The organism is Sedimentitalea sp. (genome assembly GCF_039973035.1).
GTDB lineage: Bacteria > Pseudomonadota > Alphaproteobacteria > Rhodobacterales > Rhodobacteraceae > Sedimentitalea.
In genome coordinates, this window is sequence record NZ_JBDWLR010000084.1 from 73,286 (window position 1) to 96,543 (window position 23,258).

The 23,258-nt window shown below is 58.5% G+C and carries 22 protein-coding genes; 15 read left to right on the forward strand and 7 right to left on the reverse strand.

What is annotated here, in order from left to right; genetic code table 11:
• Positions 1–18: 18 nt before the first annotated feature.
• The 3 genes from ABJO75_RS20060 to ABJO75_RS20070 are packed head-to-tail and all read right to left on the reverse strand — an operon-like array spanning position 19 to position 2,888.
• Positions 19–852: an ABC transporter permease gene (locus tag ABJO75_RS20060; RefSeq protein ID WP_348134704.1), complete on the reverse strand. Its 834-nt coding sequence runs from the start codon at positions 850–852 to the stop codon at positions 19–21.
• On the reverse strand, positions 845–1,780 hold the full coding sequence (locus ABJO75_RS20065; RefSeq protein WP_348134706.1) for an ABC transporter permease: 936 nt from the start codon (positions 1,778–1,780) through the stop codon (positions 845–847). Before ABJO75_RS20065 ends, ABJO75_RS20060 begins: the two co-directional genes overlap by 8 nt.
• A 4-nt stretch (positions 1,781–1,784) precedes the next feature.
• Complete coding sequence (locus ABJO75_RS20070) at positions 1,785–2,888, reverse strand: ABC transporter ATP-binding protein (protein ID WP_348134708.1); 1,104 nt, start codon at positions 2,886–2,888, stop codon at positions 1,785–1,787.
• 320 nt (positions 2,889–3,208) lie between these two features.
• On the opposite strand from ABJO75_RS20070, the gene edd reads away from it, so the two are divergent.
• Both edd and ABJO75_RS20080 read left to right on the forward strand, forming a co-directional pair.
• On the forward strand, positions 3,209–5,017 hold the full coding sequence (gene edd / locus ABJO75_RS20075) for a phosphogluconate dehydratase (RefSeq protein WP_348134710.1): 1,809 nt from the start codon (positions 3,209–3,211) through the stop codon (positions 5,015–5,017).
• A gap of 3 nt (positions 5,018–5,020) precedes the next feature.
• Complete coding sequence (locus ABJO75_RS20080; RefSeq protein WP_348134712.1) at positions 5,021–5,668, forward strand: bifunctional 4-hydroxy-2-oxoglutarate aldolase/2-dehydro-3-deoxy-phosphogluconate aldolase; 648 nt, start codon at positions 5,021–5,023, stop codon at positions 5,666–5,668.
• A gap of 12 nt (positions 5,669–5,680) precedes the next feature.
• Here the strand turns inward: ABJO75_RS20080 and ABJO75_RS20085 are convergent, their stop codons facing one another.
• Positions 5,681–6,337: a TetR family transcriptional regulator gene (locus ABJO75_RS20085; protein WP_348134714.1), complete on the reverse strand. Its 657-nt coding sequence runs from the start codon at positions 6,335–6,337 to the stop codon at positions 5,681–5,683.
• A 66-nt stretch (positions 6,338–6,403) separates the two neighbouring features.
• On the opposite strand from ABJO75_RS20085, the gene ABJO75_RS20090 reads away from it, so the two are divergent.
• The 5 genes from ABJO75_RS20090 (at position 6,404) to ABJO75_RS20110 (ending at position 10,917) form a co-directional block, all read left to right on the forward strand.
• Positions 6,404–7,720 carry an NAD(P)-binding domain-containing protein gene (locus ABJO75_RS20090; protein WP_348134716.1) on the forward strand — a complete coding sequence of 439 codons (1,317 nt, stop codon included), beginning with the start codon at positions 6,404–6,406 and terminating at the stop codon, positions 7,718–7,720.
• Complete coding sequence (locus tag ABJO75_RS20095) at positions 7,717–8,619, forward strand: bile acid:sodium symporter family protein (protein ID WP_348134718.1); 903 nt, start codon at positions 7,717–7,719, stop codon at positions 8,617–8,619. The genes ABJO75_RS20090 and ABJO75_RS20095 overlap by 4 nt, the downstream gene beginning before the upstream one ends.
• Entirely contained in the window at positions 8,616–9,548 is a 933-nt protein-coding gene (locus ABJO75_RS20100; protein WP_348134720.1) for an SDR family oxidoreductase, read from the forward strand. The genes ABJO75_RS20095 and ABJO75_RS20100 overlap by 4 nt, the downstream gene beginning before the upstream one ends.
• Complete coding sequence (locus tag ABJO75_RS20105) at positions 9,545–10,303, forward strand: SDR family NAD(P)-dependent oxidoreductase (protein WP_348134722.1); 759 nt, start codon at positions 9,545–9,547, stop codon at positions 10,301–10,303. Before ABJO75_RS20100 ends, ABJO75_RS20105 begins: the two co-directional genes overlap by 4 nt.
• 80 nt (positions 10,304–10,383) lie before the next feature.
• Positions 10,384–10,917, forward strand: coding sequence for a DUF2478 domain-containing protein (locus ABJO75_RS20110; protein WP_348134889.1), 534 nt, complete (start codon positions 10,384–10,386; stop codon positions 10,915–10,917).
• A gap of 62 nt (positions 10,918–10,979) precedes the next feature.
• On the opposite strand, the gene ABJO75_RS20115 is transcribed toward ABJO75_RS20110, so the two are convergent.
• Complete coding sequence (locus ABJO75_RS20115) at positions 10,980–12,659, reverse strand: hypothetical protein (RefSeq protein WP_348134724.1); 1,680 nt, start codon at positions 12,657–12,659, stop codon at positions 10,980–10,982.
• A gap of 124 nt (positions 12,660–12,783) precedes the next feature.
• Here ABJO75_RS20115 and ABJO75_RS20120 point away from each other — a divergent pair, with 124 nt between their 5' ends.
• Positions 12,784–13,122 carry a hypothetical protein gene (locus ABJO75_RS20120; protein ID WP_348134726.1) on the forward strand — a complete coding sequence of 113 codons (339 nt, stop codon included), beginning with the start codon at positions 12,784–12,786 and terminating at the stop codon, positions 13,120–13,122.
• Between the two features lie 57 nt (positions 13,123–13,179).
• Here the strand turns inward: ABJO75_RS20120 and ABJO75_RS20125 are convergent, their stop codons facing one another.
• Positions 13,180–13,482, reverse strand: coding sequence for a hypothetical protein (locus ABJO75_RS20125; RefSeq protein WP_348432545.1), 303 nt, complete (start codon positions 13,480–13,482; stop codon positions 13,180–13,182).
• A 438-nt stretch (positions 13,483–13,920) separates the two neighbouring features.
• Between ABJO75_RS20125 and ABJO75_RS20130 the strand changes: the two genes are divergently transcribed.
• On the forward strand, positions 13,921–15,318 hold the full coding sequence (locus ABJO75_RS20130; RefSeq protein WP_348134730.1) for an amidase family protein: 1,398 nt from the start codon (positions 13,921–13,923) through the stop codon (positions 15,316–15,318).
• A 1-nt stretch (position 15,319) separates the two neighbouring features.
• On the opposite strand, the gene ABJO75_RS20135 is transcribed toward ABJO75_RS20130, so the two are convergent.
• Positions 15,320–15,976 (reverse strand): GntR family transcriptional regulator, encoded by a 657-nt coding sequence (locus ABJO75_RS20135; protein WP_348134732.1) that lies wholly within the window; start codon positions 15,974–15,976, stop codon positions 15,320–15,322.
• A 139-nt stretch (positions 15,977–16,115) separates the two neighbouring features.
• Between ABJO75_RS20135 and dctP the strand changes: the two genes are divergently transcribed.
• From dctP to ABJO75_RS20165, 6 genes are all read left to right on the forward strand, one after another.
• Entirely contained in the window at positions 16,116–17,102 is a 987-nt protein-coding gene (dctP, locus tag ABJO75_RS20140; RefSeq protein ID WP_348134734.1) for a TRAP transporter substrate-binding protein DctP, read from the forward strand.
• 53 nt (positions 17,103–17,155) lie between these two features.
• A complete protein-coding gene (locus ABJO75_RS20145) occupies positions 17,156–17,704 on the forward strand; it encodes a TRAP transporter small permease (protein WP_348134736.1) in 549 nt (182 codons plus the stop codon).
• Positions 17,704–19,020, forward strand: coding sequence for a TRAP transporter large permease (locus ABJO75_RS20150; RefSeq protein ID WP_348134737.1), 1,317 nt, complete (start codon positions 17,704–17,706; stop codon positions 19,018–19,020). Before ABJO75_RS20145 ends, ABJO75_RS20150 begins: the two co-directional genes overlap by 1 nt.
• Positions 19,017–20,264: a malonyl-CoA decarboxylase gene (locus ABJO75_RS20155; protein WP_348134739.1), complete on the forward strand. Its 1,248-nt coding sequence runs from the start codon at positions 19,017–19,019 to the stop codon at positions 20,262–20,264. The genes ABJO75_RS20150 and ABJO75_RS20155 overlap by 4 nt, the downstream gene beginning before the upstream one ends.
• Positions 20,265–20,276: 12 nt before the next feature.
• Positions 20,277–21,788 (forward strand): malonyl-CoA synthase, encoded by a 1,512-nt coding sequence (locus tag ABJO75_RS20160; RefSeq protein ID WP_348134741.1) that lies wholly within the window; start codon positions 20,277–20,279, stop codon positions 21,786–21,788.
• A 213-nt stretch (positions 21,789–22,001) separates the two neighbouring features.
• Positions 22,002–23,108, forward strand: coding sequence for a porin (locus ABJO75_RS20165; protein ID WP_348134743.1), 1,107 nt, complete (start codon positions 22,002–22,004; stop codon positions 23,106–23,108).
• Positions 23,109–23,258 lie beyond the last annotated feature (150 nt).

Here is a 23,258-nt window from a genome sequence, read left to right on the forward strand (position 1 = left end):
CGACCGGGTTTGGTCTGGTCAGCGTTTTCGCATCGTCAGCAGGAAAAACAGGCTGACCAGAATTGCGCCCGCGACGAGAATCGCGGTCGAAATGGCATTGATTTCGGGGGTGACGACCCGCCTGAGTTGGCCGAGCATATAGGTCGGCAGCGTGTCCTGCCCGGCGGATTTGACAAATTCGGTGATCACCACGTCATCCAGCGAGATCACAAAGGCCAGCATCAGACCAGCCACGATCCCCGGCCACATCAGGGGCAGGGTCACGCGGCGGAAAACCTGCCAGCGCGAGGCATAGAGGTCGGCGGCGGCGGCTTCGAGCGAGGTGTCCATGGTTTCGAGCCGCGCGCGGATTGGCAGATAGGCAAAGGGCACGCAAAAGGCGGTGTGCGCGACGATCAGGTAGATCATGCTGGTGTGCCCGGTCCAGACCTTGACCGCTGCGAACACGATCAACAGGGCCACGGCGGTCACGATTTCCGGCACCATCAGAGGCTGGTTGAGCAATGCATAGATCATCGTGCGTCCGGGAAACCGCCGGACCCGCGTGGTGGCCAGCGCTGCCATCGTCGCGGCGATGGTTCCGATCGATGCCGCTGCCGTCGCTAGATACAACGATCTCAGCGCGGCGTCCTGCACCTGTTCATTTGCAATGGCTTGCTGGTACCAACGCAACGAGAATCCCTCCCAAATCGCCAGCGATGTGCCTGCATTAAAGGAAAAGACGACAAGGATCATGATCGGCGCATAAAGCACGACAAAGGTGAACAACGCCACGATGGCAAAGCCGGGCAGGGTGCGCACGGAATAGCCGCGCGCCTTTGACTTTGGAGCGGCTTGGGTTGGTTCAGCCATCGGCCTGCTCCCGCGAGGTGACGCGCACGTACCAGATCAGCGAAACCATTACCGCCGCCATCAGCATCAGCGACAGCGCCGCCCCGAGAGGCCAGTTTCGCCCGGCCCCGAATTGCAGTTCGATCAGGTTGCCGAACATCAGGTTCTTGCCGCCACCCAGAACGCGGGGGGTGACATAGGCGCCAAGCGAGGGGATGAATACGAGGATCGAGCCGGCGATGATGCCGGGCTTGATCAGCGGCAGGATCACCCGGCGGAACGCAGTCCAGCGCCCGGCGTAGAGATCATGCGCGGCTTCGACCAACCGGAAATCCAGCTTGTCCACTGCCGCATAGACCGGCAACACCATCAGCGGCAGATAGACATAGGTCATGCCGAACGCGATGGCGAAATTGGTGAACATCAACTGGATCGGTGCGTCGATGATCCCGATGAATACGAGGATATTGTTGAACACCCCCTCGGCCCGCAGCAGTTCCTGAATGGCAATTGTACGCACCAGCAGGTTGGTCCAGAACGGGACCGTGATCAGAAACAGCCAGAATTCGCGTTTACCGGGAGGTTGTGTGGCGATGAACCATGCGGTCGGGACGCCAAAGATCAGGGTCATGACCGTGGTAATCATCGACAGTGACAGGCTGCGCCAGAAAATCGACAGATGCGCGTCTGCCCACATCAGTGTGTCGTCAAAAATATCCCGCTGCAGAAAGATGTTGACCCAACCGTCGGTCGAAAATTCCCATTTCACATTGCCGTAGTCGCCCGGCGTGAGGAAGGAATAGACAACCATCACCATCAACGGGCCGGTTGCCGCGCAGACGATGATCACCAGCGCCGGTAAGGACAAGAGCCAGCGCCGCTTGGTATCCTGGCGTTGTGCTTCGGCCTCAAGATCGCCGGGTGAAAATGAGGGGGTGGTCTCGGTCACGGCCTCAATCCTTCAGCACGGTAATGGCACCCGGCGCGATGGTCATGGTGACCGCACCGCCTTCGCCGGGCAAGTCGCCGCTGGACCCCGGCGCGTTTGACATCCGCGCCTTGACCAATTCGCCAGTGCCCAGACGCATATGGACGGCGGTGGCATCGCCGGAATAGACGACGGTTTCGATCGTCGCGCCAATCTCGCCTTCCCCTGCGGCCCCGACACGCACCTGCGCATGTTCCGGCCGGACCAGCACGCTGACCGGTCCGTCGGCGAGTCCGTCAGGGACCTGCACCTCAAATCGCCCTCCGGCCCGCAGCGTCACGCTGTTGCCAGTGAGGTCGGCATCCAGAAAGTTGGACTCGCCGATGAAATTTGCCACGAACCGCTCGGCAGGTCGTTCATAGATGTCTCGGGGCGAGCCGACCTGAAGTATCTTGCCTGCACTCATCACCGCAATGCGGTCGGACATGGTCAGCGCTTCTTCCTGATCATGGGTGACAAAGATAAAGGTGATCCCGGTTTCATGCTGCAACCGCTTTAGCTCGATCTGCATTTCCTTGCGCAGCTTGAGGTCCAGCGCCGACAGCGGTTCATCCAGCAACAGAACCTCGGGGTGGGGCGCAAGCGCGCGGGCGAGGGCCACGCGCTGTTGCTGTCCGCCCGAAATTTCGGAGGTGCGCCGCGATTTGAGCGCCTCCATCTGCACCAGTTTCAGCATCCGGTCCACTGTTTCAGCGATTTCGGCCTTTGGTTTGCCAAGCATTTCGAGACCGAAGGCGATGTTGCCTGCGACGCTCATATGGGGAAACAGGGCATAGTTCTGAAACACGGTGTTGATGGGTCTCTGGTTCGGCGGCAGTCGGGATATATCCCGCCCCGCCAGCTGCAATGTTCCCATCGTCGGTGGTTCGAACCCGGCGATCAGCCGCAGCAGAGTGGTCTTTCCGCAGCCGGACGGGCCAAGCAGGGTAAAGAACTCGTTTCGGCGGATCGAGACGGACACATCGTCAAGGGCGCGAACTTCCTGCTCTCCGCCAAAAATTTTCGAGACACGGTTGACGTCAACCGCAGAGACATCAGACGCTAGGTCCGGGCTTGATAATTGATCCATGTTCCCCGTTGGTATTTTTGACCCGTGCAATGGCCGGGTCCTGTTTTCTTTCAGCCTATAACAATGCGTGCACGATGCAATACACACATTGAGATCGGCATTGCCAAGACGGTACAGTGCTCAGGAACTGTTCAAAGATGGCCGGTTCTATAGGGATTGGGCTTGCCGAGCGGGACAAGAGGTGTTAGCGCTATCATCGACCTTTGCTTCACCAGTTGCGCCATAGGTCCTGGTATTTTCGGGCGGTGTTGTCGAGACGTCGCGAAAGGGCCACTATACCGGACAAAAGCGCGACCAGACTTGAAAGAGAAAGCTCTCTCATGGTTTTACACGCCAAAATTGCCGAAGTCACTGACCGAATTATCGACCGTAGCAGCGAAACGCGCGGCAAGTATCTTGATCGTATGCGCCAAGCTGCCGACAAGGGGCCGGCTCGCGCGCATCTGTCCTGCAGCGGGCAGGCCCATGCTTTTGCGGGTGCTGGCCCTGATCAGGATGCGCTCGCGACGGGGACGGGCGGCAACCTTGGCATTGTGACGGCTTATAATGACATGCTGTCCGCCCACCAGCCTTTTGAACGCTATCCCGAATTGATCCGCGCCGCCGCCCGCAAGGTTGGTGGCACGGCGCAGGTTGCAGGCGGCGTTCCGGCGATGTGTGATGGTGTCACCCAAGGCGAAGTCGGCATGGAGCTCAGTCTGTTTTCGCGCGACGTGATCGCGCTCGCCGCCGGTGTCGCGATGAGCCATAACACGTTTGACGCGGCGGTTTTTCTAGGCGTTTGCGACAAGATCGTTCCGGGTCTGGTCATCGCCGCCCAGGCCTTTGGTCACCTGCCTATCGTTTTCCTGCCTGCGGGTCCGATGACCAGCGGGCTGGCCAATGACGACAAGGCCAAGGTCCGCCAACAATTCGCCGCAGGCGAGGTCGGGCGCGATGCGCTGATGGCCGCAGAAATGGCCGCTTATCATGGCCCCGGCACCTGCACCTTTTACGGCACGGCCAACACCAACCAGATGTTGATGGAATTCATGGGCCTGCATCTGCCCGGGTCGAGCTTTGTCAATCCCAACACCGATCTGCGCGACGCCTTGACCGCCGAAGGCGCTCGTCGCGCGCTGTCGCTCAGCGCACTTGGCAATGATTACACTCCGGTTTTTGACATCCTTGATGAGCGCGCCTTTGTGAACGGGATCGTCGGGCTGCATGCCACGGGCGGGTCCACCAACCTGCTCATCCATCTCGTGGCTATGGCGCGGGCCGGGGGCATTGTTCTGGATTGGCAGGATTTCTCGGAACTCTCCGAGATCGTGCCGCTGATGGCACGTGTCTATCCCAACGGTCTGGCGGACGTGAACCACTTTCACGCTGCGGGCGGCCTTGGCTATATGATCGGTGATTTGCTGTCATCCGGTCTGCTGCATCCCGACACTCGCACCGTCGCGGGCGAGGGGCTGGAGCATTACACTGCCGAGCCCAAGCTGAAAGACGGTGTGCTGAGCTGGGAAGCAGGCAGCGGCAAATCGCTGAACGACAAGATTCTGCGTCCGGCATCGGACCCTTTCCAGGCCAACGGAGGATTGAAACGTCTTGAGGGAAACCTTGGCACGGCCGTCATGAAAATCTCGGCTGTCGCTCCGGATCATCGGGTGATCGAGGCCCCGGTCCGGGTGTTTCACGATCAGGAAGACGTCAAGACCGCCTTCAAGGCCGGTGAATTCAACAGCGATACCATCGTCGTCGTCCGCTTTCAGGGGCCAAAGGCCAACGGCATGCCCGAACTGCACAGCCTGACACCGATGCTGTCGATCCTGCAGGGTCGGGGCCTCAAGGTTGCGTTGGTCACTGATGGGCGCATGTCTGGCGCATCGGGCAAGGTCCCTGCGGCAATCCATGTCAGCCCCGAGGCACTGGATGGCGGCGTCATTGCCCATCTACAGGATGGTGATATTCTGCGCGTCGACGCCAATACCGGCGCGCTTGAAATCCTGACAGAAGGTGTCTTGGACCGCCCTGCCGCAACTGCCGATCTTTCCGCAAACGAAGCCGGATTGGGCCGCGAACTCTTTGCCAATTTCCGCCGTGCCGTCTGCTCTGCAGACAGCGGCGCCACAATATTCGGAGTATGAGCCATGTCTCTGTCCCCTAAAGACGCCAGCCAGCGCACCCGCGAGATTTGCGCGCGCGCGCCCATCGTGCCGGTGCTGGTCATTCACGACGTCGCCCATGCCCGCCCATTGGCCGAGGCGCTGGTTGCCGGTGGATTGCCCGCGCTCGAAGTGACCCTGCGCACGCCGGTCGCGCTCGAAGCAATCCGGATCATGTCCGAAGTTGAAGGCGGTATCGTCGGGGCAGGGACGCTGGTCACCCCCGCCGACGTGCGCGCCGCCCGCGAGGCCGGGGCGCTGTTTGGTGTTTCGCCGGGGTCAACGCCGGCTCTGCTGGATGCCTGCGAGGCAGAAGACCTGCCAACTTTGCCGGGTGCCGCAACTGCGACCGAAGCGATGATGCTCTTGGAGCGTGGCTATGACATGCTGAAATTCTTCCCCGCCGAAGCCTCTGGCGGAGCGCCCGCGCTCAAGGGGATTGGTGCGCCACTGCCGCAGATCACCTTCTGCCCGACCGGTGGTGTCAGCACCAAGAACGCCAACAGCTATTTGTCCTTACCCAACGTGCTGTGCGCGGGCGGCAGTTGGGTCGCGCCTGTCGATCTGATGAAATCCGGTGACTGGGCTGGCATCGAAGACCTCGCGCGCGAGGCCAGCAAACTTTCGGCCTGATCTGCGGTTTATTCAGCCGTTTTCTAGACTTGCCCTGATCCCGGCAGCACAGAAACGCACCAGTTCCCGTTGCCGGTCAGGGCCCCCAGGATTAACGGCACCCAGAGTCTCGATGCGCCAGCCAGAGGTGAGCAAGGCCAACATTGCGGACACGGAATAGACAAATCCCGCCGCGATCGCACCGCGTTTGGCGTCGGGGAATACCAACGCGATTTCATCGATAAAACGATTTGCCGTGGGGTCGAAACAGACCGCCGCCAGATCCCGCCATCGTGGGTCAGCGGACACATGCGCCACCAACCGCGCATAGGCCAGCCATTGGATGTCACCGCTCGCCGCACGTTCCAAGTACGGGCCGACAAAGCACTCCAGCAGGCTTTCAATGGTCATCGGCCCGTCGGCCTTGCGCGCTGACAGCATATCGATTCGCAGTTTTGATAGATCATCAGCCCGCCGCGTCACGGTCTGCGCGAACAGTTCTGCCTTGCCGCCGCCATGGTGATGGACCAGTCCCACTTGCGTCTTTGCCGCAGCGGCAATATCGCGGATGGTGGCGCCATCGAACCCCTTGTCCGCAAACACGATTTCCGCGGCATTCAGGATGCGTTCCCGTGACTGGATCGCCCGCTTGGATGGGGCCCGTTGACGTTGGGTTTCTGAAATCTTCATAAAATCACCTTGCCTTATATTGAACAGTTGTTCAAGTTAGTGCGAGATTTCTTTTGGAGAGGATGCATGACCGAAACGCGCGAACAATTTGCCCTGATTGGTGCCGGGCCAATGGGATTGGCCGCTGCCAAGACATTGCAGGACCAAGGCATCGCCTTTCAGGGGTTCGAATTGCATTCCGGTGTCGGCGGCCTCTGGGATATCGATAACCCGAAATCCACCATGTACGAGAGCGCGCATCTGATCTCATCCAAGCGGATGACGGAATTTGCCGACTTTCCCATGCGGGATGAAGTGGCGGAATATCCTTCGCATCACGAAATGAAGAGATATTTCAACGAGTTCGCCGATCACTTTGATCTGCGACGTCACTATCGTTTCAACGCCGAGGTGCTGCGCACCGAACCGTTGGGGGGGAATGGCGATGGCTGGCGCGTGGTCTGGCGGGACGCAGATGGCGAGCACGTGGCGATCTTTGCCGGCGTGTTGATTGCCAATGGTACGCTGTCGGAACCCAACCGGCCCAGTTTTGAGGGAACATTCGATGGCGAGTTGATCCACGCAGCCGACTATCGCAGCGCCAGCCAGTTTGATGGCAAACGCGTTCTGATCGTAGGCGCGGGCAATTCCGGCTGTGACATCGCGGTTGACGCGATCCATCACGGGCGCAGCTGTGATCTGTCGATGCGTCGGGGATATTATTTTGTACCCAAATACGTCTTTGGCAAACCTGCCGATACAGTGGGCGGCGGTATCAAGCTGCCCAAATGGCTCAAGCGCAAGGTCGACGCGCTGATACTCGACTGGTTCGTCGGCAATCCGCAGAAATACGGATTTCCCAAGCCCGACTACCAGCTTTACGAAAGCCATCCGATCGTCAATTCACTGGTTCTTTATCACGCCGGACATGGCGATTTGCGCGTCCGGCCAGATGTCGATCGGCTTGATGGGCAGACCGTTCACTTCAGGGATGGCAGCCAGGCGGATTATGACATGATCCTCGCGGCCACGGGGTATCGGCTGCATTATCCGTTTATCGATGATGCCCTGCTGAACTGGCGGGGTGATGCGCCACATCTGTTCCTCAACGCCATGCATCCAGAGCGCGACGACCTGTTCGTACTGGGCATGATCGAGGCGACGGGGCTTGGCTGGCAGGGTCGACACGAACAGGCCGAGATGGTCGCGCGTTATATCGCAGGCTTACGGCTCGCGCGGAATGAAGCGCGGTTATTGCAGGCGGAGAAAGCTGATACATTTGCCCGTGCAACCGGTGGCATGAACTATCTGAACGTCGCGCGCATGGCCTATTATGTGGACAAGGAAACCTATCGCGGCGCGCTTAACGCCTGGATCAAGGCGCTTGGCGGGCAGGGCGTATGAACAGTATCGACGAGGTCGTACTGAATTTCAGTCCCGGTTCGCTGATGGCGCTGAACACGGTGCTGGCGGTCGTGATGTTTTCGGTCGCAATTGACCTCAAGCCCTCAGATTTTCACCGGCTGGTCCATGCACCCAAGGCGCTGATCACCGGGTTGGCCTCGCAATTCATCGCGTTGCCTGCGCTGACCTATTGTCTGGTGCTGGCGACGCAACCGCGTCCGTCAATCGCACTTGGCCTGATCCTTGTAGCGGCCTGTCCGGGCGGCAATATATCAAACTTCATAACGCACCGGGCCGGGGGGAACGCGGCGCTTTCGGTTTCGATGACGGCCTTTGCCACGATCGCCACCATCTTTGTTACGCCGTTCAACATCGCCTTTTGGGGCAGCCTTTATGCGCCCACCCGTGAGATTTTGCAGCGGACCGAGATTGATCCTTTGACCGTGGCAATCACCGTCGGGCTTATGCTGGTGCTGCCGCTTGTATTGGGTGTGATGCTGAATACCCGGCGCCCGGATATCGCCGCCCGCATTCGCCCCATGTTGCAAGGGATCTCGTTTGGCATTTTCGTGGCCTTTGTCGTGCTGGCGCTTGTCGCGAACTGGGCATTCTTTCTGCACTTTGCCGGGGCCGTGGCGTTGTTGGTGATCCTGCACAACACGCTCGCGCTGGCGGCGGGGTATGGCTGTGCCACGCTGGCAGGGGTTTCCCCCTATGATCGGCGCGCTATCACCATCGAAACCGGAATCCAGAATTCCGGTCTTGGTCTTGTGCTGATCTTCGGTTTCTTTGGCGGGCTTGGCGGCATGGCGGTTGTCGCTGCGTTCTGGGGGATCTGGCACGCGATTTCGGGGCTGGCGTTGGCGGCGATCCTGAACAGGACAGAGGCGGCACGATGACCCGTATCCTGATTACTGGCGCATCCGGCATGATTGGCCGCGCACTTGTGCGCTCACTTGCGGGGCATGAGGTCATCGCGACGGATCTCGCCCCTGCGGATGATTTTCCGTCTGATGTGATTTTCGAAGAACTTGACGTCACGGGTGAGGATGCAGGACGCGTCATGTCCCGGTATCACCCCGAAGTTGTCGTGCATCTGGCGTCGATTGTAACGCCACCCAAGGGGATGCACCGCAAAACCGCCTATGCGGTCGATGTCACCGGCACGCGCAACGTGTTGAACGCGGCGCGAGAAAACGGTGTCCGGCGGCTGGTCGTGACCTCTTCGGGTGCGGCCTATGGGTATCACGCAGATAATCCGGTGCCATTGCGCGAAACCGATCCGCTGCGCGGCAACACGGTCTTTCCCTATGCCTACCACAAGCGGCTGGTCGAAGAGATGTTGGCCGAGGCGCGACAGGTCACACCCGAGTTGGAGCAGGTCGTGCTGAGGGTGGGAACGGTTCTGGGGCAGGGGACCGACAATCAGATCACCGCGCTGTTTCACAAGCCACGCCTGCTGGCTATTCGCGGTTGCGACAGCCCGTTCGTCTTTATCTGGACCGAGGACCTTGCCCGCATCCTGCAGCGGGCCGCCACCGATGGACCCGCAGGTATTTTCAACGTCGCCGGAGACGGAGTCATGTCGATCGAAGACCTCGCGAACGCACTTGGCAAATCGGTGCTGCATCTGCCCGCTGGGCTGCTCAGGACCGCACTTGCCATCGCTCATCCACTGGGTGTTAGCCGTTATGGTCCCGAGCAGGTGCGGTTTCTGCAATACCGCCCGGTTCTGGCCAATGATGCACTGAAGTCGGTGTTTGGCTATGTGCCGGCGAAATCCAGCCGCGAGGTTTTTGACATCTGGAAACAGGCGGCGGGGCTATGAGAACTGCGGTTATTTCCGGAGGTGCGGGTGGTTTGGGCCGCGCCTTGGCTGAACGCTTGCAGGCGCGGGGCTATCGTACGATCCTGTTGGATCTGAACGTCGATGGACTGGACGAAACCGCGTGCCAGTTGCCGATCGCTTGCGATCTGACCGACCCGGAACAGCTTGCCGCAGCCAAAGGTCTAATTCTGCGCGACTGCCCGTCGATCGACCTGGTGATTTATAATGCCGGCATCACCCAGATCGGCGCATTCTCCGACATGCAGGAATCGACGCATCGCAAGGTGTTCGAGGTCAACTATTTCTCTGCAACGGCATTGGCGAGCGCGCTCTTGCAGCCGGTGCGCGCGGCGGGGGGCACACATCTTGCGATATCCTCGGTCGCCGGGTTTGCACCGCTCTTTCATCGCACGTCCTATGCCGCCTCAAAACATGCGCTGGAAGGGTTTTTCAAATCTCTGAGATCCGAAGAAGCCCCGCATGGTGTGCGGTGTCAGATCGCCGCGCCGTCCTTTGTTGCGACGAACGTCGGGAACGCACAACTGCGCGCAGACGGGACATCCCGCCCCGGCGCAGCACCGGATGGAGTAGACTATATGACCGCTGAGCAGGCGGCGGATGCCATCGTGCGCGGGCTGGACCGGCGCGCACCGCTGATCCCGGTCGGTCGGGTGGCGCTGCTGGCCTGGTGGATCAACAGCCTGTCGCCACGCCTGTTTCAGCACTTGATGGAGCGAAACATCCGCGACGCGTGATGGCACGGTTTCACACTGCTCTTGCCCAGCCCGCCGATTTCCGGCAGCACACCCGTGGAACGGAACGGGAGATTTCGGCGATGGCATTGGCCTATATCAGAACCATGGCACGTGGGCAGGCCGACATACTGCTGTCGGAATTTGCGAACAGGCTGATCGCACAGGGTGTGCGCGTTGGTGGAGTCGTTCAGTCCAACACCACCTGCACCGACACTGATCTATGCGATATGGATGTGCGTGTGATGCCGGACGGTCCCGTGTTCCGCATTTCGCAATCGTTGGGCGCGGGATCGCGTGGGTGCCGATTGAACCCCGATGCGCTTGAACAGGCCGTTGGCCACGTCTCGCAATCGTTGAGCGCGGCATCGGGCCAATTGCCGCAATTGTTGATCGTCAACAAGTTCGGCAAACACGAGGCAGACGGTCGCGGATTTCGCCCCCTGATCGCGGATGCGATGATGGCCGGGGTTCCGGTGCTGACAGCGGTGAATCCAACCAATCACGCAGCCTTTCAGGAGTTTGCCCAAGGCATGGAGACATGTCTGCCGGGGCAGTTGCCGGCACTTCTTGATTGGGCCGCAGAGCTTCAGATGCGAAGTGAACAAACCGTCTGAACGGATCAAGGCACAATCCGAGTTCGAAGCAATGCGCCGCGACGGCGCCATCGGCGAAAGCTCTACTCGTCAGCTTTAACCAGAAAAGCCGCTTCCAATTGGCTTGTGAGGCTTGCTTCAAGTTCTTCGTGAAACCGGCGATTTTTGACGAATTCCACGAGGTCTGCATCCGATGACAGATCCTTTTGCGCCAACAAAACGCGTTGTTCCGCCATCATCTCGGTCTTGCCGTTCCGTGCTGCCGCCAGATACTTTAACAACAATTCGGTTTCGGATGTGCGTGTCGTCAGTGGGGCAGTTGCCGCAAGTGCCGCCGCATCGTCTTCTTGAAGCGCTGCGAAAAAGGCCGGAGTTATAAAGAAACCACTGGGCGGCGCATTCTCAAGCGCGATGGCCTGTTGCACAAGATCGTGCCCCTCGGGCCAGCGGCCATCAAACTCTGAGATCAGGGAACCAATCAGCGCCAACGTCGGGGGATGTCGTGGGAACAGTTCCATCAACTTACGGCCAAGTTGGCGTGCACGCTCCAGATCTTGCACGGGTGCCTGCACAGACAGGACGACACCGGCCATTAGGGGTGCGTTTCTGAGAGGCGCCAGTTCAAGGCTTTTGTCGATTGCGGCGCGGGCCTCAGCCCATGAATCGTGCCCTGGACGCGGATTTCGTCCAAAGCGCACCTCGTCCATGTAAAGGACACCCAAGGCAGCCCAGGCTTCTCCGAACTCCGGAAACGCATCGACCGCATCTTCCAGACAATTGCGCAGTCGAAGATGTTCTGTCCGGGTGGGTTCGACCGCGTATCGATAGGTGCTTATGAAGCACAGAAACCCTTCAAGGTTCGGCTTGGAATTGCGCGCGTTGCGGGCGACGATCAGGTCGGGGGAAATGCTGTTCTCCGATCCCAGACTGGTCGCGATCCCGCTGGTGATCTGCAGTTGCGTATCCTGTATGTGCTCGACCGTGGTGGGGATCGAATAGGATTTGCTCCAGACCAGCCGCTCTTCGGGAAGGGATATCAGTTGGGAATTGGTCTGCAGGTTGTCGCCCTGCCATAACAGCTGGCTTTTGAGCGCATAGTCCGCGCCAATCTCGTTCGGGTCCAAAGGCGACACAACTGCGATCCAGGGATAGGCGGACAGGTCCAGCGAAAGTTCTGTGTAGAGGCCAAATGCAACCTTTTCCAGGTTCGGATGATCACCTGCCGCTTCGAAAGGCATCACCGCAATCCGCAGCACTGGATAGGGGGCCGTCGGTTCTGGTGCCGGAGCCGGTCGCATCGCGTAGTAGAGCAGGGGCAGCACCACCAGAATCGGCAAAATGATAAGCGCCCAGCGGTTGAGATGTGCGGGTTGTGGCGGTGACACGGGTTCGACACGCGGCGGTGTCAGCGTTGGTCGATACGTGCCCTTAGGGATGTCGATCGTCCAGAGATCGGGATCGGTGCATTCGCCATAGAAGATGCGCAGACCATCCCGAAGGCGGCCAACTTCGACCCTAACGATGCTGTCCGAGTTTGGATCAAAGGTCTCGTCGCGCCCGAACACATCCAGAGCGATGGCATAGGCTTTGATCTTGTCGCCCTCTCCGGAGGTTTCCCGCGCAACAAGGTAACGGAGCAGTTTGGCGCGTCGCTCGGAATGTCCAAGCGCGCCGGACGCAAGAACAGCGCTGAGCGTGCGGTCGACTCCACGCGAAGCATCGCCTTCGTTTCTGTCGTCTGTGGTGCCGTGCAACTCTGCCACGTCAGGGCGACCTCATTATAAATCTTGATAAATCAATATGTTGTTGTTTTTGTTGCGGTGTACGTACTTAAAATCACCTTGGGCTTGACGTTCTGTCCGCGTGAGTTCAAACGGAGAATTTGAGATGGCTGACGACGACAAGATCGCAAAGGAAGGTGCATTTGCACAGGGCTTTGATGCAAAATTGATTGAGGAGCTTTATCGGTTGGCCGAGATTGTTCAATCGGACACTCAAAACGGCGATAGCGAACGCAAGCGTATTGCGGCTGAACGTATGGCAGAAATCCTCAAGGCCTCGGCTTTGATCCATCCTCCGCAACCGCCGCGCAATACCGAACATCGATGGATACTCGATGTGCTGCTGGATCTGGTCCATTATGCCGAGACCTATGATCTGGAAGATGTCGACAAGGTGCTTAGCGAGGCGCGTTTCAAAACGACCCAGATCCTGAACCGGAAATAGAGGTTGCAAGCGTGAATGCGGTGATCACCCGGCGTGCATCGGTGCGAAACGACCGCTTTAACGGGCGTGCGTCGGCACCATCGAGATCAACGCATAATCCTGATGCTGCATCACGGTATCACGCAGGGCCAACAGCACGCGATTTTCTGATGTTGTCAGAACATCAGCCGGCAAAATGTGACCTTGATCCGACATGAGGGTGATGCAGTGCGTTTGGCGTGCCCGAACGACTGCAGTACCAACTTCGACGACCATACGAAACTCGATCGTGGCGGTTTCGCCTTGGACGCTAATGTTGGACTGATTGTGCTGGTTCAAGACAGGAAAACGATATTGGTCGCCGGCAATCAAATCGTTCACAGCACTGATCGATTGCTTGTGGCAGACGCCGTCCACGACTTTGACCTGTTCTAGAAAGACGCAGTGACATGTTTCGTGATGCTGGTTCGGGTTTGTCGAAAAGGTTCCGTCGGGTTGCGACGCAACATCTGCAGCGGTCGCTTGCACAACAGAATACTCTTGATTGGTCACCATCACTTACCAAACCTTAAAAAAATCGTTACTTTACCTATTAACCTCGCACCCGAAAAATGGAATATAAAGTTGTTCACAATGTGACAAGTTTCGAGTTTTGTTGCACAAATCCGCCGATTGTCACCGGTTACAGGGCTTGGGCACGCCTCAAAATTGTGCGGCGGCGGCTTGTTCCCGTTTGGCGATAATAAACTAATAGCGCTAAGATTGTTGATCTTGGGGCGCATTATCCAGCAAGTTGTGAGCGAGCAAAGAGAGGCGAACATGACGAAGTTATGGGAAATGACAGGGGCCGCGCTTGCGCAGGCGATACGTGGCAAACAGGTCTCTGCCGTCGAGGTGACGCAGGCACATCTGGATAGGGCGGACGAAGTCAACGCCCGGATCAATGCGGTTGTCGACAGTTTTCATGACGAGTCGCTTGCGGCTGCACGGCAGATCGACGGGCAGATTGCAAAAGGTCAGGACCCGGGCCCCCTCTGCGGTGTGCCTGTGACAATAAAGGTCAATGTGGATCAACGGGGGCGCGCCACCACCAACGGCCTCAAACTGCAGGAAAATCTGATTGCGCAGGACGATAGCCCTGTCGTCGCCAACCTGCGCAATGCGGGGGCTGTGATCGTGGGGCGCACCAATACCCCGGCCTTTTCCTTGCGTTGGTTCACCCACAACGACTTGCATGGTCAGACGCTCAATCCGCGCGATCCGTCGATCACACCAGGCGGTTCATCAGGCGGAGCGGGTGCTGGGGTGGCGGCCGGGTTATGTGCTATCGGACATGGCACTGACATCGCGGGCTCGGTCCGGTATCCGGCCTATGCCTGCGGATTGCACGGGCTCAGGCCGAGTCTGGGTCGCGTTCCCGCGCATAATGCGACCGGGGGCGATCGTTTCATAGGAGCGCAGATCATGGCGGTGTCGGGGCCGCTGGCCCGCAGTATCGAAGACATCCGTCTGTCGCTTGTCGCCATGGCGGCGCGCGATCCACGTGATCCGTGGCAGACCGTTGCGCCAATTGAACAGGGCAATTTTGCAAAGCGGGCGGCGCTGTCATTGCAGCCAGATGGAATGGAGGTCGACGAGAGGGTACAGGCCGCACTTCTGGATGCAGCAGATCGTCTCCGCGCCGAAGGATGGACTGTCGATCAGGTGGAATGCCCGTCGTTGCAAGAGGCCGCCCGCATCAACGCCATACTCTGGATGGCCGAGAACCAGTTCGCCGCAGGTGATATGTTTGCCAAGGAAGGCAACGCCGACGCGTTGTTCGTTGCACAACAGATGATCGCGGATGCCGGAGAGATTGATCTTGAACGCGTCATGATTGCGCTGAAGACCCGCGTGGGTTTGATCCGGGAATGGGAGCAGTTTCTTGATCGGTATCCGGTGCTGCTCTGCCCGGTGTCAGGTGAACTGCCATTCGAACAACAGCTTGACGTGCGATCCGAAGCAGATTTTGCGCGGGTGTTCCGGGCACAGCTGTCGCAACGGGCGTTGCCGACATTGGGATTGCCGGGGCTGTCGGTGGCAACCGGACAGGTCGGCCGGATACCGGTTGGCGTGCAATTGATCGCTGGTCGATTCCGCGAGGATGTGTTGCTGGCGGCGGGGGCGGCCATCGAAAAGGGTGGGCCACCCATTACTGTTGCTCAGCCGGCCGCCTGATTTATTTCGGTGACGTTTCGATGCTGGACATGAGGTGTCGAAATTTTTCTCCCTGCACGGCGACGTGACCCCGAAGCGCGTCTGCCGCGCCAAGATGATCCCCGTCTCTGAGTGCGCTGACAATGGCCTGATGCTCGGCCATCGATTGCGCCATGCGCCCGCGCAGGTGCAATTGGATGCGCCGATAGGGCTTAAGGCGATGCTGTAGGCGACGCGCCTCCTTGGCGAGAAAGCTGTTGCCCGACTGATCATAGATCGTCTGATGAAACCGTTCGTTGGACTGGTAATACCCGTCGATATCCTTGGTCTTGATCGCCTGCAGGCACTCCTGGTTGATCGCGTCCAATTCCTCGAGTGCGGCATCCGAGATCCGCATCGCCGCAAGACGCGCGCAAGCGGCCTCAATCTCGGCCATGGTCTCGAACATTTCCATCAATTCCACCGGACCGGGCTGCGAGACAAAGACACCTCGACGGGGCAATTGCTCGGCCAATCCGGAGGCGACCAGGCGTTGAAACGCCTCGCGGATCGGTGTGCGTGACACGCCGAACTGTCCTGCCAGACGGATTTCATCCAGTCGATCGCCGTCCTTGAACGTGCCGGTAAAGATCATCTTTTCCAGTTCGTCAGCGATCAAATCGGCACGGCGCGTATCCATGCCGGAATGCTAGTGTCTCCCTACTTGGTGTGCAATACAGATGTTATTGTATACAAAAAGCTTGACTCAAAATGCCCCAACCCAAACACTGCCGCGCAGAGGTCCGGATTCGATAAACCGGGCATCATGGGAGGAAAGAATGAAAACCAATTTGCTGACAGCTGCCGCATCAGCGGCGGTGATGATCATGGCGAACGCGTCTAGTGCCACCGAACTGCGCCTGTCTCACCAATGGTCGAACAAGGATGTACGCCATCAGGTCGCTCAGATGGTCGCGGACGACGTCGCGGCGGCGGATGTTGATCTGGAAATCAAGATTTTCGGCTCAAAATCCCTGTTTAAGCCCCGCGAGCAGTACAAGCCCCTGTCGCGTGGCCAACTGGACATGACGGTGTTTCCGCTCTCTTACGCCGGTGGACAGCAGCCCGCCTATAACCTGACATTGATGCCTGGCCTCGTGAAAAATCACGATCATGCCGCACGTCTGAACGAGAGTCCGTTCATGGAAGCGATCGAGGCCAAGATGGCCGAGGACGATGTCATGGTACTGGTGCATGGCTATCTGGCGGGCGGTTTCGCGGGCAAGGACAAATGCATCACTAAGCCGGAGGACGTGCAGGGCCTTCAGACCCGCGCGGCGGGCAAGGCGTTTGAGCAGATGTTGGCAGGGGCAGGGGCGTCGATCGCATCGATGGCCAGTTCCGAGATCTACAATGCCATGCAAACCGGCGTGCTGAACGCGGCGAACACGTCATCTTCGTCGTTCGTGTCCTACCGCATCTACGAGCAGGTTGCCTGCTATACTCCGGCGTCCGATGTGGCGTTGTGGTTCATGTATCAGCCGCTGTTGATGAACAAGTCGGCCTTTGAGGGGTTGAACGAAGCACAACAAGAGGCGTTGCTCGCCGCTGCTGCCAAGGCCGAAGCCTTTTATCTCGAAGAAGCCAAGAAACAGGATGCGGCCTCGGTTGAGGTGTTCCGCGACGCCGGTGTCGAAATCGCCGAGATGACGCCGGAGGATTTTGAAGCCTGGCGCGCGATTGCGATGGACACCAGCTACAAATCCTTTGTCGAGTCTGTTCCGGACGGGCAGGACCTGCTCGACAAGGCGCTGGCTGTCGAGTGATCGACACGGGCGGCCTTATCGGGCCGCCCACCAATAAATCAAGGGAATAACGCATGTCAGGTCACAGCACGGCCACCACCGCCAAGGTCGGAAACAATCCGTTCCTGCGGGCAATCGCCGGTCTTTCGACATTGGCTGGATGGATCTCGGCCGCGATGATCGTGCTTGCGGTTGCGATCACTTGCCAGATGATCTTTGTCCGATTTGTGCTGAATGGATCGACCATCTGGCAGACCGAGGCGGTGATCTATCTGATGGTCGCGGCTACGCTGATCGGGTTGCCATACGTGCAGCGTCTGCGCGGGCATGTGAATGTCGATCTGGTGCCCCTGTCGCTGCCGATGGGCGCGCGTAAGGTGCTGGCCATTTTCACCCTGTCTCTGTCTATCGCAATCGTCGCCGTCATGCTGTGGTACGGCTATGACTACTGGCATTTTGCCTGGGCGCGGGGGTGGACATCGGACACCGTCTGGGCGGTGCGTCTGTGGATCCCTTATCTGGCGCTGCCGGTCGGTTTTGGCCTCTTGCTGCTCCAGCTCGCCGCCGATCTTATCGCGGTGATCACAGGCGTTGACGCGCCATTCGGGCTGGAGGACAGCTGATGGACCCGCTCCTGCTTGGCGCGGTCGTCGCCGTCGTCACCATTCTTGTGCTGTTCTCCGGGGTTTCGGTGGCGCTTGGGCTGCTGATCGTTTCTGCTGGCTTCCTGATCGTGTTTGACGGAATTCGCAGCCTCGAACTGATGCCGGAAATCCTGTTTGGAAAGCTCGACAATTTCGCGCTGCTGTCGATCCCGATGTTCATCATCATGGGTGCGTCCATCGCTTCGACCCGCGCGGGAGCGGATCTTTATGAGGCGCTGGAACGCTGGCTGACCCGCATTCCCGGCGGGTTGGTGATCTCCAACCTCGGGGCCTGTGCGCTGTTTGCAGCGATGTCCGGGTCCAGTCCCGCCACCTGTGCCGCCATTGGCAAGATGGGCATCCCCGAAATGCGCAAGCGCGGCTATCCTGATGGAGTTGCTGCCGGGTCCATCGCTGCCGGTGGTACGCTTGGCATTCTGATCCCGCCTTCGGTCACAATGATCGTCTATGGGATTGCCACTGAAACCAGCATTGGACGCCTGTTTCTGGCAGGCGTGTTTCCGGGCTTGCTCCTTGTCGGGTTGTTCATGGCCTGGTCGCTCTATTCGACCTGGCGTTCGGGCAACACGGCATTACTGAACTCGGGCAGCTATACATGGAAAGAGCGGTTTGAAATTCTGCCGCGCGTCTTGCCGTTTCTCGCGATCATCCTTGGCGTTCTGTATGCCATGTATGGCGGCATCGCGACGCCGTCAGAGACCGCAGCTGTTGGCGCATTGCTTTGTCTTGTCATCGCGATGGTGATCTACAGCCTGTGGCATCCGCGTGACCTGTGGGTCGTGCTGCGCGACAGCACCAAGGAAAGCGTGATGATCCTGTTCATTATCGCCGCTGCGGGCGTGTTTTCCTACATGCTGTCGAGCCTTTTCATCACTCAGTCCATCGCCGAATGGATCGGGACGCTGGATGTGAACCGCTGGGTGCTGATGGGGGCGGTTAATGTGTTCCTGCTGATCGCGGGGTTTTTCCTGCCGCCGGTCGCGGTGATCCTGATGGCCGCGCCGATCCTGTTGCCGATCATCACCACCGCCGGGTTTGATCCGATCTGGTTCGCGGTGGTTCTGACCATCAACATGGAAATCGGGTTGATCAGCCCGCCGGTCGGTCTGAACCTCTATGTCATCAACGGCATCGCGCCTGACATCTCGCTCAAGACCATTCTGCTGGGTTCCTTGCCATTCGTGGCCTGCATGGTGCTTGCGATCGTGATATTGTGCCTGTTTCCCGGGATCGCCACATGGTTGCCCGATGTCGTGATGGGAGCCGCGAGATGAGCTTTTTTTCGGACCTGATATCGACCGTCTTTGAGCGTCAATATCGCAGCGCCTCAGAACGTGATCACTCTGGTCGTAGCATCGAAGAACTGTCCGAAGCGTTGCTGGGCAGTTCCGGCGAGGTTTCGGGCATGACGCTCGCGCGGCATGTTCTGGATCGTTATGCCGAACTTGATGATGACGGCAAGCATGCTTTCTTTGCCTTTCTGACGGATCAGCTTGGCATTGATGCCGAACGGGTACGCACGACCCTTGCCGCATACGAATTCGCTCCGACCAAAGCCACGTACCGTGCGTTTCTTGCCGCATCCGAAGCCCGTCGTCAGGAGCTGGCCCGGCGGCTCAACCAAGTGCCCGGTGCGACCGGGCGGTTGGTCGAAATGCGCAAGGATCTGCTGCGGCTGATGCGTGACGCGCCAGAATTGGCGGTGGTCGATCTCGACTTTCGTCACCTCTTTGCCTCCTGGTTCAACCGCGGCTTTCTGGTCCTGCGCCCGATCAACTGGGACAGTCCGGCGGGGATCCTCGAAAAGATCATTGCCTATGAGGCCGTGCACGAAATCGGCAGCTGGCAAGAGTTGCGCGGCCGCGTTCAACCAGAGGACCGCCGCTGTTTCGCGTTCTTTCATCCGACCATGCCCAATGAACCGCTGATCTTTGTCGAGGTGGCGCTGACGCGAGGGATTGCGTCATCGGTTCAGGGTGTGCTCAGCGACAAGCGTGACATCATCAGGGCGGATGAAGCCGACACCGCCGTGTTCTATTCGATCTCGAATTGTCAGGACGGGCTTGCGGGCATCTCTTTTGGCAATTCCTTGATCAAACAGGTGGTGGCCGATCTCTCGCGGGAGTTGCCGGGGCTCAAGACCTTTATAACGCTCTCACCGATCCCCGGTCTTAGCCGCTGGGTCACGGAAACCGATACGAAACTGCCTGATGACACGTCTGAGCAACAGCGCCAACGTGCAGCGTATTACCTGCTGAAGGCAAAGCGGGGAGATGGTACCCCATTTGATCCTGTGGCGCGCTTTCATCTTGGAAACGGTGCATTGGTGCATGCCGTACATGCTGGAGCGGATGTTTCCGAAAACGGGCTCGCCCAATCTGGCGGAGCCATGGTCAATTACCTTTATGATCTGTCCTTGATCACCCAGAACCATGAGCGCTATGCCAGCAGCCAGAAGATTGCTGCCTCATCCGAAGTGACCGCACTGGCGAAGGCAGCGCAGAAACAAACCGCTTGAGAGGCGCAGACCATGGCCAATCCACTTTATGACACGCTTTTCGGGCGTTATTCCGGGCAGGGCACGACATTTCTGCACCTTGCCGATGGCCGCAATGTTACTCATAGCGCGTTCCTGGAACAGGCGGCACAGTTTGCCCATGTCTTTGCGGATCTTGGCGCAAAGCCCGGTGATCGGCTGGCGGTTCAGATCGAGAAATCACCCGAAGCGCTGGCCGTCTATGCTGCCTGCGCCCAATCTGGCATCATCTTTTTGCCTCTCAATACGGCCTATACGGCGGATGAGGTCACCTATTTCGTAGAAAACAGTGGCGCGCGCATTCTGATTTGTGACGGGGCGAATGCGGATGCGCTCGCCTCGGTCGCTGACGCCGCAGGTGCTGCACAGGAAACCCTGAATGCCGATGGCACTGGGTCGCTGTCGGACAAGGCGCAAGGCAAGCCCGTCGTGTTCGACACTATCTCTCGCAGTGCCGATGATCTGGCCGCCTTTCTTTATACCTCGGGTACCACTGGCCGGTCCAAGGGGGCGATGCTGACGCAGAGCAACCTTCTGTCCAATGCCGAGGTGCTGTCCGACTACTGGCGGTTTGACGAGTCCGACGTGCTGCTGCACGCGCTGCCAATCTTTCATACGCATGGGCTGTTCGTGGCGACCAACATCACCTTGATCGCGGGCGGCTCGATGATCTTTCTGCCAAAGTTCGATCTTGATCAGGTCATTGCAGATCTTCCGCGCGCCACGGCGATGATGGGCGTTCCGACGTTCTATACCCGTTTGCTGGGCGATGCGCGGTTCACGCGCGATCTCGTGCAGCATATGCGGCTCTTTGTGTCGGGGAGTGCTCCACTGCTCGCGGAAACGCATGTTCAGTTCGAAGAACGCACCGGGCACCGTATTCTCGAACGCTATGGCATGACAGAAACTAACATGAACACGTCCAACCCATATGAGGGCGAGCGGCGTGCGGGCACAGTAGGCTTTCCGCTGCCCGGAGTCGAGCTCAAGATCACCGAAGCCAATAGCGGTGCGTCGCTGCCTGATGGCGAGGTCGGACAGATCGAGGTGCGTGGCCCCAATGTGTTCAAAGGTTATTGGCAGATGCCAGAAAAGACCCGCGAGGAACTGCGCGAGGATGGATTCTTTATCACTGGCGATCTTGGGTTGATAGACGATCAGGGATATGTCCAGATCGTCGGGCGCAACAAGGACCTGATCATTTCCGGGGGCTATAACATTTACCCCAAAGAGATTGAACTGGTTCTTGATGAACAGCCCGGTGTGCTGGAAAGTGCTGTGATCGGCGTGCCGCATCCGGACTTTGGTGAAACTGTCGTTGGCGTGCTGGTCGCCCAACCCGGTGCGACGCCGGACACCGATGCCATCGCGGCCGCGGTCGGCCAGTCGCTCGCGCGTTTCAAGCATCCTCGCAAGCTGGTGATGCTGCCAGAGCTTCCGCGCAACACGATGGGAAAGGTGCAAAAGAACCTTCTGCGCGACCAGTTTGGCGGATTGTTCACCTAAGACATCGCGTCGTTGATCCGAGCATTCGCGCGCATGTGGTGATGCGCGAACTCACCAGTCCGGTGCGACCACGCGCCACACGTTTCACGCGAGCGGAAATGTTGCTATGGTACGATGGCGAGAAGTTTCTGATACCTTCGTAGTCTACTTAACCGCCGAAGGTTAACAGGTGACGCAAAAGCGCCAGCCACCAAAAAACATGCGAGACCGAAAATGCATCCCATCGTTCGCAACCTGACGATTGCTTCATTGCTGCCTCTGGCCAATACCGCCGCAGCCGAGATGAAATACGAGAATGGCAACGGGGGCAGCGTGCTCTTGTATGGCCAGCTTGACCCCGCCTATCTGTCGTTTGATGATGGCGTTGAAACAACTTCGGATTTTGTCGACAACAGCGCTTCCAACAGCCGCGTCGGCCTTTGGCTCCGCCAAGATTATGGCGCAAATGTTCTGTCATTCAACTTTGAGACGGCGCTAGGTTTTCGGCAATCTGGCGGCCTATCCCAGATCTTTACGCCCAAGGCGGTCAACTGGCAGCGGACGAGCATCCGTAAGGTTGATCTGAGTTTCAAGACTGATCGTTTTGGTACCTTCTATGCAGGGCAGGGCAGCATGTCGACAGATGGCGTTGCCGAGGTCGATCTGTCTGGCACAACGCTGGCAACCTACGTGAGTATCCCTGATACCGCCGGCGCTTTTGAATTCAGGGATAGTGCGGGTGCGCTATCGGGGCGTTTCATTGTCGGCTCCTTCAGTGATTTTGACGGAGGGCGTCGTGGTCGGGTGCGCTATGACACCCCAAGCTTTGCCAACTTTACCCTGTCGGTGTCTTGGGGCGAAGAGATCCTGGTCGAAGACAGCGATCTTGAATCGACCGCCATCTCGTTGCGCTACAAGAACACTGTTGGTGATTACAAGATTGAAGGTGCCCTTGGGTACTCAGAGATCCGGCCCGCAAAGCTTGTCGACAAGTTTCATGATACGATCGGATCCATCAGTGTTCTGCATACTTCGGGCGTCAGCGTCACGTTGGCCTCAGGGGATCGTTCGAACGAGGGCAACTATACTTATGGCAAGCTGGGGTACCAAGGTGACTGGCTGAGCATCGGCAAGACGGCCGTGTCTGTCGACTATTATCGCGGCAGGGAAAGATCAGCAGAAGGGTCGTCCGCGACATCCGTTGGCTTTGGCGCGGTACAGAGCTTTGACAACGTAAATGTGCAGGCCTATTTCGGCTATCGCACGTATGAATTGTCGGAACCTGTTGAGAGCTATCAGGATGCGTCTTCTGTTATCTTTGGTGCGCGCTGGAAATTCTGAACCGACAGGACCACAATCCAGGATCATGAAACGCGCCTTTCGGGCGCGTTTTTCTTTGATATCCACGACTGCAGGGGGTTCGCGCCTGAATGCCTCTTGCGCCGCCTCGCCCTGACCAATAGAAGGCCCCAAATTCGCAAGGGTGCGCGG